General features: G+C 55.8%; 9 protein-coding genes and 1 tRNA gene. 4 read left to right on the forward strand and 6 right to left on the reverse strand.

Annotation, left to right across the window (positions count from 1 at the left end):
* Nucleotides 1-105: 105 nt before the first annotated feature.
* From CZ203_RS02550 to CZ203_RS15330, 4 genes are all read right to left on the reverse strand, one after another.
* Entirely contained in the window at nt 106-1,743 is a 1,638-nt protein-coding gene (locus tag CZ203_RS02550) for a class I adenylate-forming enzyme family protein (RefSeq protein ID WP_087064594.1), read from the reverse strand.
* Nucleotides 1,744-1,791: 48 nt separating this feature from the next.
* Nucleotides 1,792-3,033 (reverse strand): beta-ketoacyl-ACP synthase II, encoded by a 1,242-nt coding sequence (fabF, locus tag CZ203_RS02555; RefSeq protein WP_087064595.1) that lies wholly within the window; start codon nt 3,031-3,033, stop codon nt 1,792-1,794.
* A gap of 203 nt (nt 3,034-3,236) precedes the next feature.
* Nucleotides 3,237-4,451, reverse strand: a complete 1,215-nt coding sequence (locus CZ203_RS02560) for an FprA family A-type flavoprotein (protein ID WP_087064597.1) — start codon at nt 4,449-4,451, stop codon at nt 3,237-3,239.
* Between the two features lie 29 nt (nt 4,452-4,480).
* Nucleotides 4,481-6,376, reverse strand: a complete 1,896-nt coding sequence (locus CZ203_RS15330; protein ID WP_087064598.1) for an acyl-CoA dehydrogenase family protein — start codon at nt 6,374-6,376, stop codon at nt 4,481-4,483.
* A 396-nt stretch (nt 6,377-6,772) separates the two neighbouring features.
* Here CZ203_RS15330 and CZ203_RS02570 point away from each other — a divergent pair.
* The 3 genes from CZ203_RS02570 to CZ203_RS02580 all read left to right on the forward strand — a co-directional run bounded on the left by CZ203_RS02570 (nt 6,773) and on the right by CZ203_RS02580 (nt 8,975).
* Nucleotides 6,773-6,849, forward strand: a tRNA-Pro gene (locus tag CZ203_RS02570).
* A gap of 307 nt (nt 6,850-7,156) precedes the next feature.
* Nucleotides 7,157-8,254 carry an ATP-binding protein gene (locus CZ203_RS02575; RefSeq protein WP_087064599.1) on the forward strand — a complete coding sequence of 366 codons (1,098 nt, stop codon included), beginning with the start codon at nt 7,157-7,159 and terminating at the stop codon, nt 8,252-8,254.
* Nucleotides 8,247-8,975 (forward strand): hypothetical protein, encoded by a 729-nt coding sequence (locus CZ203_RS02580; RefSeq protein ID WP_087064601.1) that lies wholly within the window; start codon nt 8,247-8,249, stop codon nt 8,973-8,975. Before CZ203_RS02575 ends, CZ203_RS02580 begins: the two co-directional genes overlap by 8 nt.
* 503 nt (nt 8,976-9,478) lie before the next feature.
* On the opposite strand, the gene CZ203_RS02585 is transcribed toward CZ203_RS02580, so the two are convergent.
* Nucleotides 9,479-11,917, reverse strand: a complete 2,439-nt coding sequence (locus tag CZ203_RS02585; protein WP_087064603.1) for a DsrE/DsrF/DrsH-like family protein — start codon at nt 11,915-11,917, stop codon at nt 9,479-9,481.
* Nucleotides 11,918-12,319: 402 nt separating this feature from the next.
* On the opposite strand from CZ203_RS02585, the gene mgtE reads away from it, so the two are divergent.
* A complete protein-coding gene (gene mgtE / locus CZ203_RS02590; RefSeq protein ID WP_087064605.1) occupies nt 12,320-13,669 on the forward strand; it encodes a magnesium transporter in 1,350 nt (449 codons plus the stop codon).
* Nucleotides 13,670-13,725: 56 nt separating this feature from the next.
* Here mgtE and CZ203_RS02595 read toward each other — a convergent pair whose 3' ends face one another.
* On the reverse strand, nt 13,726-14,394 hold the full coding sequence (locus tag CZ203_RS02595; protein WP_087064607.1) for a GntR family transcriptional regulator: 669 nt from the start codon (nt 14,392-14,394) through the stop codon (nt 13,726-13,728).
* Between the last annotated feature and the right edge of the window lie 57 nt (nt 14,395-14,451).

Here is a 14,451-nt window from a genome sequence, read left to right on the forward strand (position 1 = left end):
CGCCCTTTTGTTCACGGCAGGTATTGCTGTGGGCTTTCGTGCCCATACCTTAAAAAGGCCGGTTTGCATCGGCAAACCGGCCTTTTCCCCTTATATTTTACGCAGTCAATCCTGCTGTGCCAGCGCGATTTCACGCAGCTTGTAATGCATCAGCTTGCCCGTCGCAGTATGCGGCAGTTCCTTGACAAATTGATAGGAACGCGGGCGCTTGTAGGAAGAAAGCATTGGATGGTGCGCGCAATATTCCTTCAGTTCTTCCGCCGTCAGGCTATCGTCCGAAGCCACGATATAGGCCGCCACGCTCTCGCCGCGCAGGCGGTCGGGGATGCCGATCACGCCGCTCTCCGTCACCTTGGGATGCTCGTTCAAAATGGCTTCGATCTGCGTCGGATAGATATTTTCGCCCGCCGACACGATCATATCGTCCTTACGGCCGGCAACGGTGATGAATTCATTTTCATCCCAGGTGCCGAGATCGCCCGTGTATAGGTAACCCTTATAAAACTTTTGCGCGGTCATTTCCGGATTGTTGAAGTAGCAATAAGCGGACTTCGCCGGGGACTTGATGATAATTTCGCCAACTGCCTCGTTGTCCTTCGCCACCAGCTCGTCCGGCTCGGCATGGCCGTCCTCGCAGGCGCGCACGACGCGGACTTCGTCGTCCGTGCAGGACTGTCCCGCGCTGCCCGCCATCTCCGGCAGGTTGTAGGGGCGCAGGAAGGTGTTCCAAAAGCTCTCCGTTGTGCCGTAGCCGTTAAAAATATTGGGGGTCAGCAGCTTGAGGTACTTCTCACACGCGGCCTTTTCAAACGGCGCGCCCATGGTAACAATGCCGCGAAGCGCCGACAGGTCGGCCGGGCTTCCCTCCTGGGCGCGCGCCAGCATGGCGATAATGGTCGGCACGCCGATCAGGAAAGTGACCTTGTACTCCTCCGCATACTGCAGCGCGCGGCGCGGGCTGAAATCGCGCAGGATAATAAGCTCGCCGCCCGCGTACAGCGTCGGGTTCGGGCCGCCCGAATGCAGGCCGCCGCGGTGGAACCACGGCGTCATATTCATCGTGCGGTCGGTCGAATTCAGCGGGAAATGCATCATGACGTCGTGCGCGGACAGCACCTCGTTGACGTTATTCATAGGGACGCCCTTCGGGCGGTTGGTCGTGCCGGAGGTATAGAGGCGCGTCACCTCGTCATAGATATGGGGCTTGTCCGCACGCACCGGATCCGTATCCGGCATGCCCGCGATATAGTCGCGGTACGCGGTCTCGCCTTCGCCCGCGACCGCCTCATCGTGCAGGTCGACGACAATAATGCGCTCGGGCTTGTATGTGGCAAGATCCAGCGCCTGCCGCGCCATTTCGCCGAACTCCGCATCATATACAAAAACCTTCGGATGGCTGTCGTCAATGATCAGCGCAAGCTCGCCGGGCGCCTGCCGGTAGTTGACCGGGCAGTTCACCGCGCCCACCTTCTGTGCCGCCAAATAGCTGAACACAAATTCCGCGGAATTGAGCAGCATATACATGATCACGTCGTTCTTTTTCACGCCGTCCCCCTGCAATGCATGCGCCAGACGGTTTACGTCCGCATTCAGGCTGCGGTAGGTCCAGCGGCGCCCGGTCAGCGGGCAAAGCATCGCCGGGTGCCCCGCGAAGCGCGCAACATTGCGCATAAAGCCGTTTAAATAGGTGAACTCATGCTCAAAGGTCTCTTTGAACATCGTGACGTCATACGTGTAATCCAATGCTATTCTCCTCTCCTGTGCCCGTTTACTGCTATTTTTTCCTACGGGCTATCCTTTATACGTTGAAACGATAATGCTGGAATTTTGGCCGCCAAAGCCCAGGGAATTGGACATTGCAGCGGAAATATCCGCATGGCGCGCCTGATTCGGCACATAATCCAGGTCACACAGCGGGTCGGGCGTTTCCAGGTGCAGCGTCGGCGGAAGGATATGCTCCCGCAGCGCCTGGATGCAGGCGATCACTTCCGTGATGCCGCCGGCGCCCATCAGGTGCCCCGTTGAGCTCTTGGTGGCGCTGACCGGGGGCGCGTCCTTCGCTTCCCCAAAAACGCTCTTGACCGCTTGGGTCTCCGCACGGTCGCCGAGCAGGGTCGACGTGCCATGCGCGTTGATATATCCGATTTCCGAGGGTTCCATGCCCGCGCGTTGCAGGGCGCGGCGCATACAGGCCGCGGCGCCCTGGCCGTTCGGTTCCGGCGCGGTGACATGGTACCCGTCGTTTGTGTTGGCATAGCCCGCCAGCACGGCCTTGATCGCCGCGCCGCGCGCCAGCGCGTGTTCCTCGGTCTCGATGAGCAGCGCGCCGCCGCCCTCGCCAATGACAAACCCGTCGCGATCCGCGTCAAACGGCCTGCATGCTCCCTCCGGGTCGTCGTTCCGGCGGGACAGCGCCTTGGCCTGCGCCAGCCCTGCGACCACGACCGGGCACAGGATCGACTCGCCGCCGACCGCGAGCACTGCATCGGCCTCCCCCGAGCGAAGCAGCATCGCCGCCGTCATAATCGCGTCGCCGCCCGCCGAGCACGCCGTGTTGAGCGTAAGGCTAGGCCCGTGGATGCCATGCGCTATGGCGATCTGCGCCGCCGCGACGTTGCCGATGACCATCGGCACAAAGCGCGGGCCGACCCGGCGGGGGCCGCCCGTGCTGAACTGTTCCTGCGTATGCGCGACGGTCGTGATGCCGTCCATTGCGGTGCCCATCACGATGCCGATGCGCGCCGCCTCCGGTTCAATGTTGAGGCCGCTGTCGCGCAGCGCCTCTTCCGCCGCCACATACGAATATTGCATGAACGGGTCGGTCGAACGCACCAGGGACTTGGGCATATACGCCGCCGGGTCAAAATCCCGCACCTCCGCGGCGATCTGCACCGGCAGGCCGGACGCGTCGAACCGCGTGATCCTGCCAACGCCGCATACGCCGTTTACAAGGCTGTCCCAATATGCCTGTACGCCGATACCGACCGGCGTTACCGCACCCATTCCGGTAATTACCAGTTTCTTATCCTGCATTTCCTAGTACCCCAATTCTTAAATAAAGAAACAAAAGTCTCCATTGTTTATTGTATAATGTTGGCCGTGTTCTGTCAACTCCGCCGCCGTGTTTTTTCGCCCGTCAGCCGTGCAAACCGCAGAATAAACCGTCAATTTAACGCCTTATTGGTGCTTTTCCGACAGATAAAGGCCCTCCAGGTTTCCCTGGAGGGCCTTAACTTTTATTGCGGCTTACGCATGGATTCCAGGATACCGTCCACCAGCGTATCCATATCCGGCGCATTGTTTTCATTCATTGCGGAGGCAAGCGAAACCTTTTCGTCCAGCACCTCCATATCGCGCATCCCCTCGACAAATTCGCGCATCAGCGCGCCCGAACGGCATGCCCAGGAGCCGTTTTCGATGATGGCAAACGTGCGCTTTTGCAGGTTGAGCGCCTTCATATCCATCAGGTAGCTGTGCATCGGCGGATAAATCCCGAGGTTATACGTCACGGACGCCAGCACGACATGGCTTAGCCGAAAGGTTTCGGAGATCAGCTGTGAAACATGCGTGCTCGACACGTCGTACATCACGACATTCGTCATCCCCCGCTCGCACAGCTTGGAGGCGAGCAGCGCCGCTGCGGCTTCCGTGTTGCCGTACATCGAGGCGTAGGCGATCATGACGCCTTGCTCCTCCGGCTCATACCTGCTCCACTTATCGTATTTATCGAGGAAATACCCCAGGCCGCTGCGCCAAACCGGGCCGTGCAGCGGGCAGATCATTTTGATCTGATCCAGGATGCCGCCGGCCTTTTTCAGCAGGGACTGCACATGCGGGCCGTATTTCCCGACGATATTGGTATAATACCGGCGCGCGTCGTCGATCCAGTCCCGGTCAAAATTGACCTCGTCGTTAAACAGCTTGCCGTCCAGCGCGCCGAAGGAGCCGAAGGCGTCGGCAGAAAACAGCACGCCGTTTGTCGTATCAAACGTGACCATCGCTTCCGGCCAGTGCACCATCGGCGCGGCGATAAACGTCACCGTGTGCTTGCCGAAGCAGCGCGTGTCTCCTTCGGCGACCTGCTCGATATGCCCGTCGACCGTAAAGCCGAACTGCCGCATAAACAGGAACGCTTTTTCCGTGCTGATGATTTTTACCTCGGGGTAACGCAGGATGATTTCCTCGATGGACGCGCCGTGGTCAGGCTCCATATGGTTGACGACAAGATAGTCCAGCGGGCGGCCGGCCAGCAGCGTTTCCACGTTTTCGATAAATTGCCGGCCGATAGACCAGTCCACCGTGTCGAACAGCACGGTCTTTTCGTCGAGTAGCAAATAGGCGTTATAGCTGACCCCGCGCGGGATCGGATGGATATTTTCAAACAGGGCAAGCCTGTGGTCGTTTCCGCCCACCCAATAGAGGTCGTCGGTCACCTTTCTTACGCAATACATATTATATCCTCCTTATCATCAAGAAGCCGTTAAACCTCTATAAACTGCGCCTTTTCCTCGCCGCAGTCCGGGCAGATCCACTCGTCCGGCAGCTTTTCAAACAGCGTGCCCGGGACGATTTCCCCCTCCGGGTCGCCCTCCGCGGGATCGTATTCATAGCCGCAGCCACTGCATACATAACGCGGGTAGCTGGGCTTCGGCGGCTTGGCACGCTTCATCTTCTTCATCGGCGGGGCGGGCTGCTTGGGCTCGCCGTTATCGAGCGCCTTGGTGAGCAGGGGCAGGATCTCCATCAGGTCGCCAACGATGCCGTAATCACAGTTCTTGAAAATCGGCGCGTTGGGGTTATTATTGATCGCGACGATCGTCGTCGCGTCGCGGATGCCCTTAAGATGCTGCCCTGCACCGGAAATGCCGCAGGCGATGTAAAGGTTCCCGTTAAATTTTTGCCCCGACATGCCCACGTACCGGTTCAGCGGGACATATTTAAGCGTTTCCGCCACAGGGCGGGACGAACCGACCGCCGCCCCTGCCTGGACGGCCAGCGCCTCGATCAGCTTCATGTTTTTCTTTTCGCCGATACCCTTGCCCGCGCTGACGACGCGTTCCGCCTGGGTAATCGGCGTGTCAAGCGGGATGCCGACGGTGAAGTCGTAGCCGTCCTTCTTGAGCGCCTCCACAAGCGCGTCCACGCGCTCCTGCGCCGAACCTTCCTTAAGGACCTGCTTTTTGCGCGCGCCGGTGATCGGGCCGGCCTTACGCGGCGCTGCGCTTTCCTTCGGCGGCTTGCCGATGATGTGCGCGGCAATTACGACGCGCTGGATTTCGTTCGTACCTTCATAGATTGTGCAAATTTTTGCATCGCGATACGCACGCTCGACTTCCATGCCCTTCAGGTAGCCGTTGCCGCCAAAGATCTGGAGCGCCTCATTGACAATTTCCAGGCAAATGTCCGACGTATACTGCTTTGCCATCGCCGCCTCCATGGAATACGGCTCGTGGTGCTCCTTCAGTTCGGCGGCGCTGTATACCAGCATGCGCGCGGCGCGCAGCTTGGTCGCCATGTCCGCCAGCTTGAACGAAATCACCTGCTGGAACGCAATCGGCTTGCCGAACTGTTCGCGTTCCTTGGCGTATTCCAGCGCGTGCTCATATGCTCCCTGCGCGATCCCGAGTGCCTGGGAAGCAATCCCGATCCGCCCGCCGTCGAGCGTCGCCATAGCGATTTTAAAGCCGTCGCCCTCCTTGCCGAGCAGGTTCTCCTTGGGCACTTTAACGTCGTTAAAGATCAGCTCTGCCGTCGCCGAAGAACGTATGCCCATTTTATCGTAATGGTCGCCGAACGTGAACCCGTCCCAGCCCTTTTCAACGATAAAGGCGCTGATCCCGCGCGTGCCGATCCCCGGCGTCGTCACCGCGAATACCACGTATGTATCCGCAACGCCGCCGTTTGTAATAAAGATTTTGCCGCCGTTGAGCAGGTAGTGATCCCCTTTGTCCTCGGCTACCGTTTCGGTGCCGCCCGCGTCAGAGCCTGCGTTCGGCTCGGTCAGGCCAAACGCGCCGATCTTTTCCCCCTTTGCAAGCGGTACCAGGTATTTCTTTTTCTGCTCCTCCGTACCGAACGCGGCGATCGGGTAGCTGCCCAGAGACACATGCGCCGACAAGATAACGCCAGTACCGCCGTCCACGCGGGACAGCTCTTCCACGGCAATCGCATAACTCAGCACATCAAGCCCTGCGCCGCCATATTCCTTTGGATATGGGATCCCCATCATCCCCATTGCGGCAAGCTTCTGTACAGCCTCCGCCGGGAACTGGTTCTCCTGATCCAGCAAAAACGCAATCGGCTTCACCTCGGTTTCCGCAAACTCGCGGATTTTCGCACGCAGCGCTTCATGGGCTTCCGTCGTCTGATAATACATGAAATTGCCTCCTTTATCTATTTTGAGCTGTAAAATTTGTTGTCATACCGCCCCGCCATTTAACCGAGGCGTGCCGGTGCAATCGCTATAAGAACCGTTCCTTTTATCGATATTTAAAGTATACTATTTTAGTATTGTTAAGTCAAACACCTTTCCCCATCCGCAATGGAGAAAACCACGCCCCGATTTTGCGCACTATCCCTAAAAACGATCCATTTAAAAATTTATTCTGCCAGGCTACAGGCAATTCCATACCCAGGCAGCCGCATAAGGCCTGTATATTTTCCTTTCCCTCCCTGCATCTGCAAAATTTCTTAAAAAGATGTTGACTTTTTACCTAAAATCCGATATACTAAAAAAGCTGCAAGTCAAGGCAGCCAGGAAAAATCCATATTCCGAGGTGTGGCTCAGCTTGGTAGAGCGCTTCGTTCGGGACGAAGAGGCCGCAGGTTCAAATCCTGTCACCTCGACCATGATCAAGGCCGTCGTATTTGACGGCCTTGATCTTTTTTCTTTTCTTTTCATCCATTTACTCACTTATGCTGCCCCATCTGATAGGAAAGTCCTATAACGCCACTCGCGTTCAAGGTGCGGATAATAAAACTTCTTGATCCCACTCAACCTTCCCGATATATTATAAAACAATTCAATTTTCTGACGATATGGCTCCACGCTCCCGCCTGCCGGCATTTAATTGCAGTACCCCCGTAATTTTATTACGGCATTTGTTGACTTGACTCTCCAATATGGGTATAATACTAGTGAAAGCAGGTGAACACAATGTTAAAGCTGTTCGAGGTCACGGGCTTTAAAAATTTTGAAAATACCATTCATTTGGACTTTTCCGACATCCGTGATTACAAATTCAACAATTCCTGTATCGCCAATGGATTGCTCAGCAAGCTGATCATTTATGGTAAAAACTCTGCTGGCAAGTCCAATCTGGGCCTGGCCCTTTTTGATATTGTCTCACACCTGACGACAAACAATGTGACGCCGGGCTTGTATGACTATTATTTGAATGTCAACAACAAGACTGGTTACGCGGAGTTTCATTATGTTTTCACGTTTGACAGCGGCGAGGTGGATTACCGATACCGTAAAAATGACAAGCAGACGCTTGTTTACGAATCCGTCGCCATTAACGGCAAGCGTCTCTTCACTTACGATTACGAGGACAAGCGCGGTGATTTAGCTGGCCTTGAGACATTGACCACGACGTTGAATCTCACCTTTCGCGGTACGGATTCTATTCTGAAATACGCCATCGCCAATTCGGCCCTGTCGGAGAATCATCCGCTTTATCAGATGCAGCGGTTTGTATCCCATATGCTCTGGTTCCGCAGCTTGGATGAGAATCGCTACATTGGCTATAAGTCAAACAGCAAAGATTATACCGATTTTATCTTTGAAGGCGATATGGTGAAAGAGCTGGAGTCTTTTCTGCACAAAGCTGGAATTCAGGAAAATTTGATTGCGAAAAAAGATGTTGATGGAACAAAACGTTTATATTTTGATACAAAAACACCGTTGCCGTTTTTTAAGGTGGCATCCAGCGGCACGAAAGCCCTTTACACTTTTTTTTATTGGAGCAAGACTGCTGCAGACGTCTCCTTGATGTTTATTGATGAATTTGACGCTTTTTATCATTATGAACTGGCTGAAACGCTTGTTGAACTTTTAGAGCACCAGCCCGGTTTCCAGGCCGTGCTCACTTCCCATAATACAAACCTGCTCTCCAATCGCATCATGCGTCCGGACTGTTACTTCATTCTGACCGGGGATGGACTCACGTCATTTGCCAATGCCACGGATCGGGAGCTCCGAGAAGGACACAATCTGGAGAAACTCTATATGAGCGGTGAATTCAATGGCTGAAGAGAAGCGGAAGATTTTTGTGTTGGTGGAGGGAGCAAAGACAGACGTTGCTTTGATGGAGCGATTGCTCTCTATTTATCAGATTGATTTCAAATATGAGATTGTCTCCTACTGTACGAATATCTACACGCTTTATAAGGAGATGTTCGAGGACAACGATCCTGATGATATGGATTTGCTCCAGCTGCTAAAATCACGTGAATCTGATTTGGTGAAAAAGAAGTTATTTGACGCATCCTACTCTGATATTTTTCTGATTTTTGATCTTGACCCGCATGATTCTGGGTTTACCCCAGAGAAGATCAGTCGCATGGCAATGTACTTTGTGGAATCTTCTGATGTGGGAAAGCTGTACATCAATTACCCAATGGTGGAGGCATTTTATCACATGACATCCATTCCGGATCCGAACTTTGACACTTACTATGCGACCCTGAATGAACTGCTTGCGGGAACATATAAGGCGCGTGTAAATCAGGAAAACCGAAATCACGATTATCGTAAATTTGCCGCAACAAAAGAAGAGTGCAATATTGTTATCGGGCAAAACATAAGCAAGGCGCGGTGGCTTGCCGGCAGTGATTCAGGGGCCGGCTTGCTTCCCTCTCAGGCTGGAATACTCGCTGCCCAATTAAATTCCCTTCAAAACGACAGACGTATTGCCGTGCTCAGCACATGCGTATTTTTTATTCCGGAGTATAATCCAAAATTAATACACTAATTTAGAATACATAAAGCAGCGGCTGGGCTCAAACTTATTGTTTGGGCTTAGCCTTTTTCGATTTTAAAGGATTGCCTTTGGGGTGGAAATGCTGTTGTCCTCATCATGGGGGTTGTCGCTTTTGGAAATGCGGCAGTAAAGCGCGGTAATTTGAGTGTATGTCATATGATCTCATTCTTTCAAAGGTGCTCTCATTGTACAGGAAGAATGGGATGTATGCGTATCCAATATTGAAATCAACATGCCATTTGTGAATGAGCACAATAACACCAAGTAGCTGTTTTGGTGTAAATACCGCTTGCTGAATACCCACAAACCATTGATATTACTTGGTTTCATGCGTAAATCCTATAAGACCACTCGCACCATAAAAACATAAAAAGGCCGCTGACTTCCGTCAGCGGCCTTTTTATGCCTGTATATAATCTTGCAATGATTTTAAGAGGGGCGCCGGCAAAAGCCGGCGCCCCTTTGGCGTTCTCGATCGATATCTTGATCCAGCCTTAAATAAACAGGTTGGTGTCCGACTGTTCCGCTGCGCCGAGGAATGTAGCAACGCCGCCGACCTCCACGCCGTCGATCAATTCTTCCTGCCGAATGCCCATCACGTCCATCGACATTTGGCACGCGATTACGCGTACGCCGTTCTGGATGGCCTGCTGCATCAGTTCTTCGAGCGACTGTACGTTTTTCTTGCGCATGACGGAGCGGATCATTTTCGCGCCCATGCCGCCCATGTTCATCCGGGAGAGCCCCAGCTTACGGCTGCCGCGCGGCATCATCTTGCCAAACATCTTCTCAATTAAATTCTTTTCCGTGCGTACTTTTTCGCCGCGGCGCAGGATGTTGAGACCCCAGAAGGTAAAGAACAGCGTCACCTTCCGCCCCATTGCCGCCGCGCCGTTTGCAATAATAAACGTCGCGATCGCCTTATCCAGATCCCCGCTGAAAACGACCATAGTCTTATCGTTCCCGCCGCTGTTTTGCGGCACGGCGCAGCTATCGCCCTTCTGCATCATAACCGTATAGACGCCCTTGTCCCGCTGCTTACCCACTACCCGGTTGCCGGTGCGCTCGCACCAAGCCCCCGCATCCGATACAAAAGCCGGGTCGGTCGCACGCACGCACAAGCAGTCCCCTGTTTTCAGCTTTGCCATCGCTTCGGATACCTTCATGATCGGCCCCGGGCATTGCAGCCCGCAGGCGTCTACTTCAATGGCCACCTTTATTTCCTGACTTACAGCCGGTTTTGGCACGCCAATGCAATCCGTTTTGGCACAAGGCTGTTCCCGCACGGGTTCTTCGTGTACCATGCGGTAAGTCTTATAGCCGCCGCTCAGATTATACGCCTCGTACCCGCGTTGGAGCAAAATACGCTGCGCAACATATCCCCGCTGACCCACGGAGCAGTAAACGTAGACCGGCTTCCCCTGCGGCACCTCAGCCAGCCTGCCGCGCAGTTCATCCAGCGGGATATGGACGGAGCCGGGCAGTTCCCCGGTCATCCGCTCTTCCGCCGTCCGGATGTCGAGCAGCGTCACAGCCTTGCGGTCAAGCGCGTCGACGTCCTCGGCATACACCACCGGCATGTCGCCGCGCAGGATATTGGCCGCGGTGAAACCCAGCATGTTGACCGGATCCTTTGCGGACGAGAACGGCGGCGCATAGCCCAGTTCCAGTTCTTCCAGGTCGTAAACCGTGCCGCCGAGCCGGATAGCCGCCGCCAGCACGTCGATGCGCTTATCGGCCCCTTCACTGCCGACCGCCTGCGCGCCCAGCAGCTTGCCGTCCGGCGCAAAGAGCAGCTTCATACTGAGCGGCGTGGCACCGGGATAGTACGAGGCATGGCTGGATGGGTGGATATAAGTTTTATGGTATGGCAGGCCAAGCTGCTTGAGCTGCTTTTCATTCAGGCCAGTTGCCGCCGCAGCCAGGTCAAACACCTTGAGCACGGCGCTACCCTGTACGCCCTTGAAGCGTACAGGGGTACCCCCCAGCATGTTTTCCGCGGCGATCCGCCCCTGTTTGCTGGCAGGGCCGGCCAGCGGGAGCAAAGTCTCCTGGCCGCTGACGATATGGCGCACGCTGACTGCGTCACCCACCGCGTAGATATCCGGGTCGCTGGTCGCCAGCGTATCGTCGACCTGGATGCTGCCGCCCAGCCCAAGCATCAGACCTGCATCCTTCGCAAGCTTGCTTTCCGGCGCGACGCCGATGCTCAGCAGCACCAGATCCGCAGGGAGCGCGCTGCCGTCCGACAGGCAGACGTGCAGTACGTCCCCGCGCCGTTCAAACCGCTCTACGCCAACGCCAAGCCGCAGATTCACGCCGTTTTCCGTCAGGTGCCCATGCAGGATTGCAGCCATTTCCGGATCAAGCGGCGCGACGACCTGCTTTAAAAACTCGACAACAGTGACCTCTATCCCACGTTCCCGCAGGTTTTCCGCCATCTCCACGCCGATGAAGCCCCCGCCAACTACCACCGCGCGCTGGGGCGACTGTTCACCGATATACCGGTCGATCGCAAGGGTGTCCGGCACGGTACGCAGGGTGTAGATTTCCGGCGCGTCCACGCCGTTCAGGCGCGGGTGCTTGGGTTCCGCCCCGGGCGATAGCAAAAGCTTATCGTAGCCTTCTTCGTAGGTGTGCCCAGCTTCAAGATCGCGCACCGTTACGACCTTGCGCGACCGGTCGATCCCGACCACTTCGCTTTTTGTGCGCACGTCAATGGCAAAACGGGCGCGCAGCAGCTCCGGTTTCGTCACAACGAGTTGTTCCTGATCCCGGATTGTGCGGCCAATATAGTAGGGTAAACCGCAGTTTGCATAGGAAATAAACGGCCCCTTTTCAAAAAGGATGATTTCTGCCTGTTCGTCCAGGCGGCGCAGCCTGGTGGCCGCGCTCGCGCCGCCCGCCACCCCGCCGACAATCAATACTTTCATGCTGTTCCCTGCTTTCTCTTAGGATATTTTTATGATACGCCCCTTTCCCCGCCCCGTCTGTGTGAAAGTCACATTCGGCACGCCGCCCTCCTTGCAGCCTTTTGTGCTTGCGCCCGGCATGCAAACATGTTATGCTGTAAACAGGGCTGTAATGGCAGCCAAATTGCACAAAAAAGGAGTGAAAAAAGTGGACGCTTGCGGACGAAGTACGAAAACAGGCAGCGATATCCCTTTGCAGGGCGGAAACCGCAAGGCGGCGCTTATTTTCGCCTGCAGCTAAAAACCCCCGCGGCGCTTGCCCGCATCCGGATATCCTGCATGGAGGCCTCAAGGGGCTTCCATGCACTTTTTGGCCTGTTTACGTCTTCCCGGCTGTACCCAAAAAGACAGGAGGGATGACCCATGGAACAGGAATACAATTATGAGACACTGCTCACGCTGCTCGAAAACCGTTCATACGGCGAGTTACGTCGCCTTTTGGCCGAGGAAAACGAGGTCGATATCGCCGATTTCATCGAGCGCGTGCCGCGGCATCTGGCCGTCGTGGCCTTCCGCACCCTGCCCAAGGAATTAGGTGCCGAGGTATTTTCCAACCTGCCGCCCGATACGCAGCAGCTTATCATTGGCGCAATTACGGACGCAGAACTGTCCCAAATTGTCGAAGATCTGTTCGTGGACGATGCGGTCGACATGCTGGAAGAACTCCCGGCGAACGTGGTCAAGCGCGTCCTCAAAAACGCGCACCCGGAGACCCGGCGGCGGATCAACCAGTTTTTGCATTACCCCGAAAACTCCGCGGGCAGCATTATGACGGCGGAATTCATCGACCTGCGCAAAAGCATGACCGTGCGCGAGGCCATCGCCCGCATCCGCCGGATCGCGGAGGACTGCGAGCAGATCTACACCTGTTATGTGATCGACGACTGCCGCGTGCTGGAGGGCGTCATCACGCTCAAGGAGCTTCTGCTGGCACGCGACGACGCCGAGCTTGAAACCATGATGGAGCGGGACGTTATCACCGCCCTCACAACCGAGGACCGTGAAGAGGCCGTACAGGCCATCATGAAGTATGACCTGCTCGCACTGCCGGTCGTCGATCACGAAAACCGGCTCGTCGGCATCGTGACCGCGGACGACGTAATGGACGTTATGGAGGAAGAGGCGACCGAGGACTTTGAAAAGATGGCGGCGATGTCCCCCTCGGAGCGCCCCTATCTCAAAACAGGCGTGTTCACGCTTGCGCGCAAACGCATCGTGTGGCTGCTGGTGCTCATGGTTTCCGGCATGGTGACCGGCGGCATCCTTGGCCGGTACGAGGCTGCTTTTGCCACGATGCCGCTGCTCGTCACCTTTATCCCCATGCTGACCGATACGGGCGGCAACGCCGGCAGCCAGAGCAGCACCCTGGTGATCCGCGGCATGGCGGTTGGCGAAATCGCGTCCGCCGATTTCCTGCGGGTATTTTGGAAAGAGCTGCGGGTCAGCCTGCTGGTCGGCGCAGTGCTCAGTGCGGTCAATTTTATCCGCCTGATCCTGACGTACCCCGGCAACGAACTGATCGCCCTCACGGTTGCTTGCGCCCTCTTTGCAACGGTCGCGATGGCCAAAACGATTGGCGGCATCCTGCCGATGGTTGCCAAAGTGCTCCATGCCGACCCGGCTATTATGGCGGCGCCGCTCATTACCACCATTGTGGATGCATTTTCACTCGTCATTTATTTTTCCGTGGCACAGTCGCTGCTCCATTTTTAACAGGAAAGAAGGCCGCCGCGTCCCTGCAGGGACGCGGCGGCCTTTTGCATTCCCAATTATAGCTGCCCATTTTGAATCTGGGCATAAAAATCTTCAATCCCATACAAATCCACAAGCTGCGGCAGGATGGAGTCCCGGAACTTGCCCATATCCTGCTCGAGCAGCGCATTGATTATTTCAAAATGCATCTGCGACTGCTTTTCACAGGCGTCCCCGTCCCGGTAGCGCTCCGCCAGGACAAGCCCCGCCTGCAAAAACAGCTTGCGCAGGAACGGCATCATGACGCTGTTTTTGCCGATCGCCGCCATTTCCATGTAAAACCGTGTGTTTGCGCCGATGCGGGTTTCCAGGTCGTCGCTGCGCATGTCGGCCCGGCATTCCTGTGCAAGCTTTTGCAGCGCCAGGAATTCCGCCGCCGAGCCGTTGTGCATGGCCAGTTTGGCCGTGATCCATCCAAACAAAAGCTGCAATTCCCCGATCTGATGGACGGACTCCTCCGTCAGGGTGACGACCTCTACCCCTTTATTGGGGACGATGCTGACGATCCCATCCAGTTCGAGCTGCTTGAGCGCCTGGTGGACAGGCGTCCGGCTCGTCCCGCAGGCCTCCGCGATCTGCATTTCATTGATCCGCTCGCCCTGCGCCAGCCTGCCGGAAAAAATCTGCTGGACGATATAGCGGTAGACCGGTTCGCTCCGGCCGCTGAGCACCTTGCTTCTTGGCATATCTACACCTCACTCCTCGGATACCTACACCTCATAGCTTTGCATCCCGCCCGAACC

Origin of the sequence: Intestinibacillus massiliensis (assembly GCF_900155735.1) — a bacterium.
Taxonomy (GTDB): domain Bacteria; phylum Bacillota; class Clostridia; order Oscillospirales; family Butyricicoccaceae; genus Intestinibacillus; species Intestinibacillus massiliensis.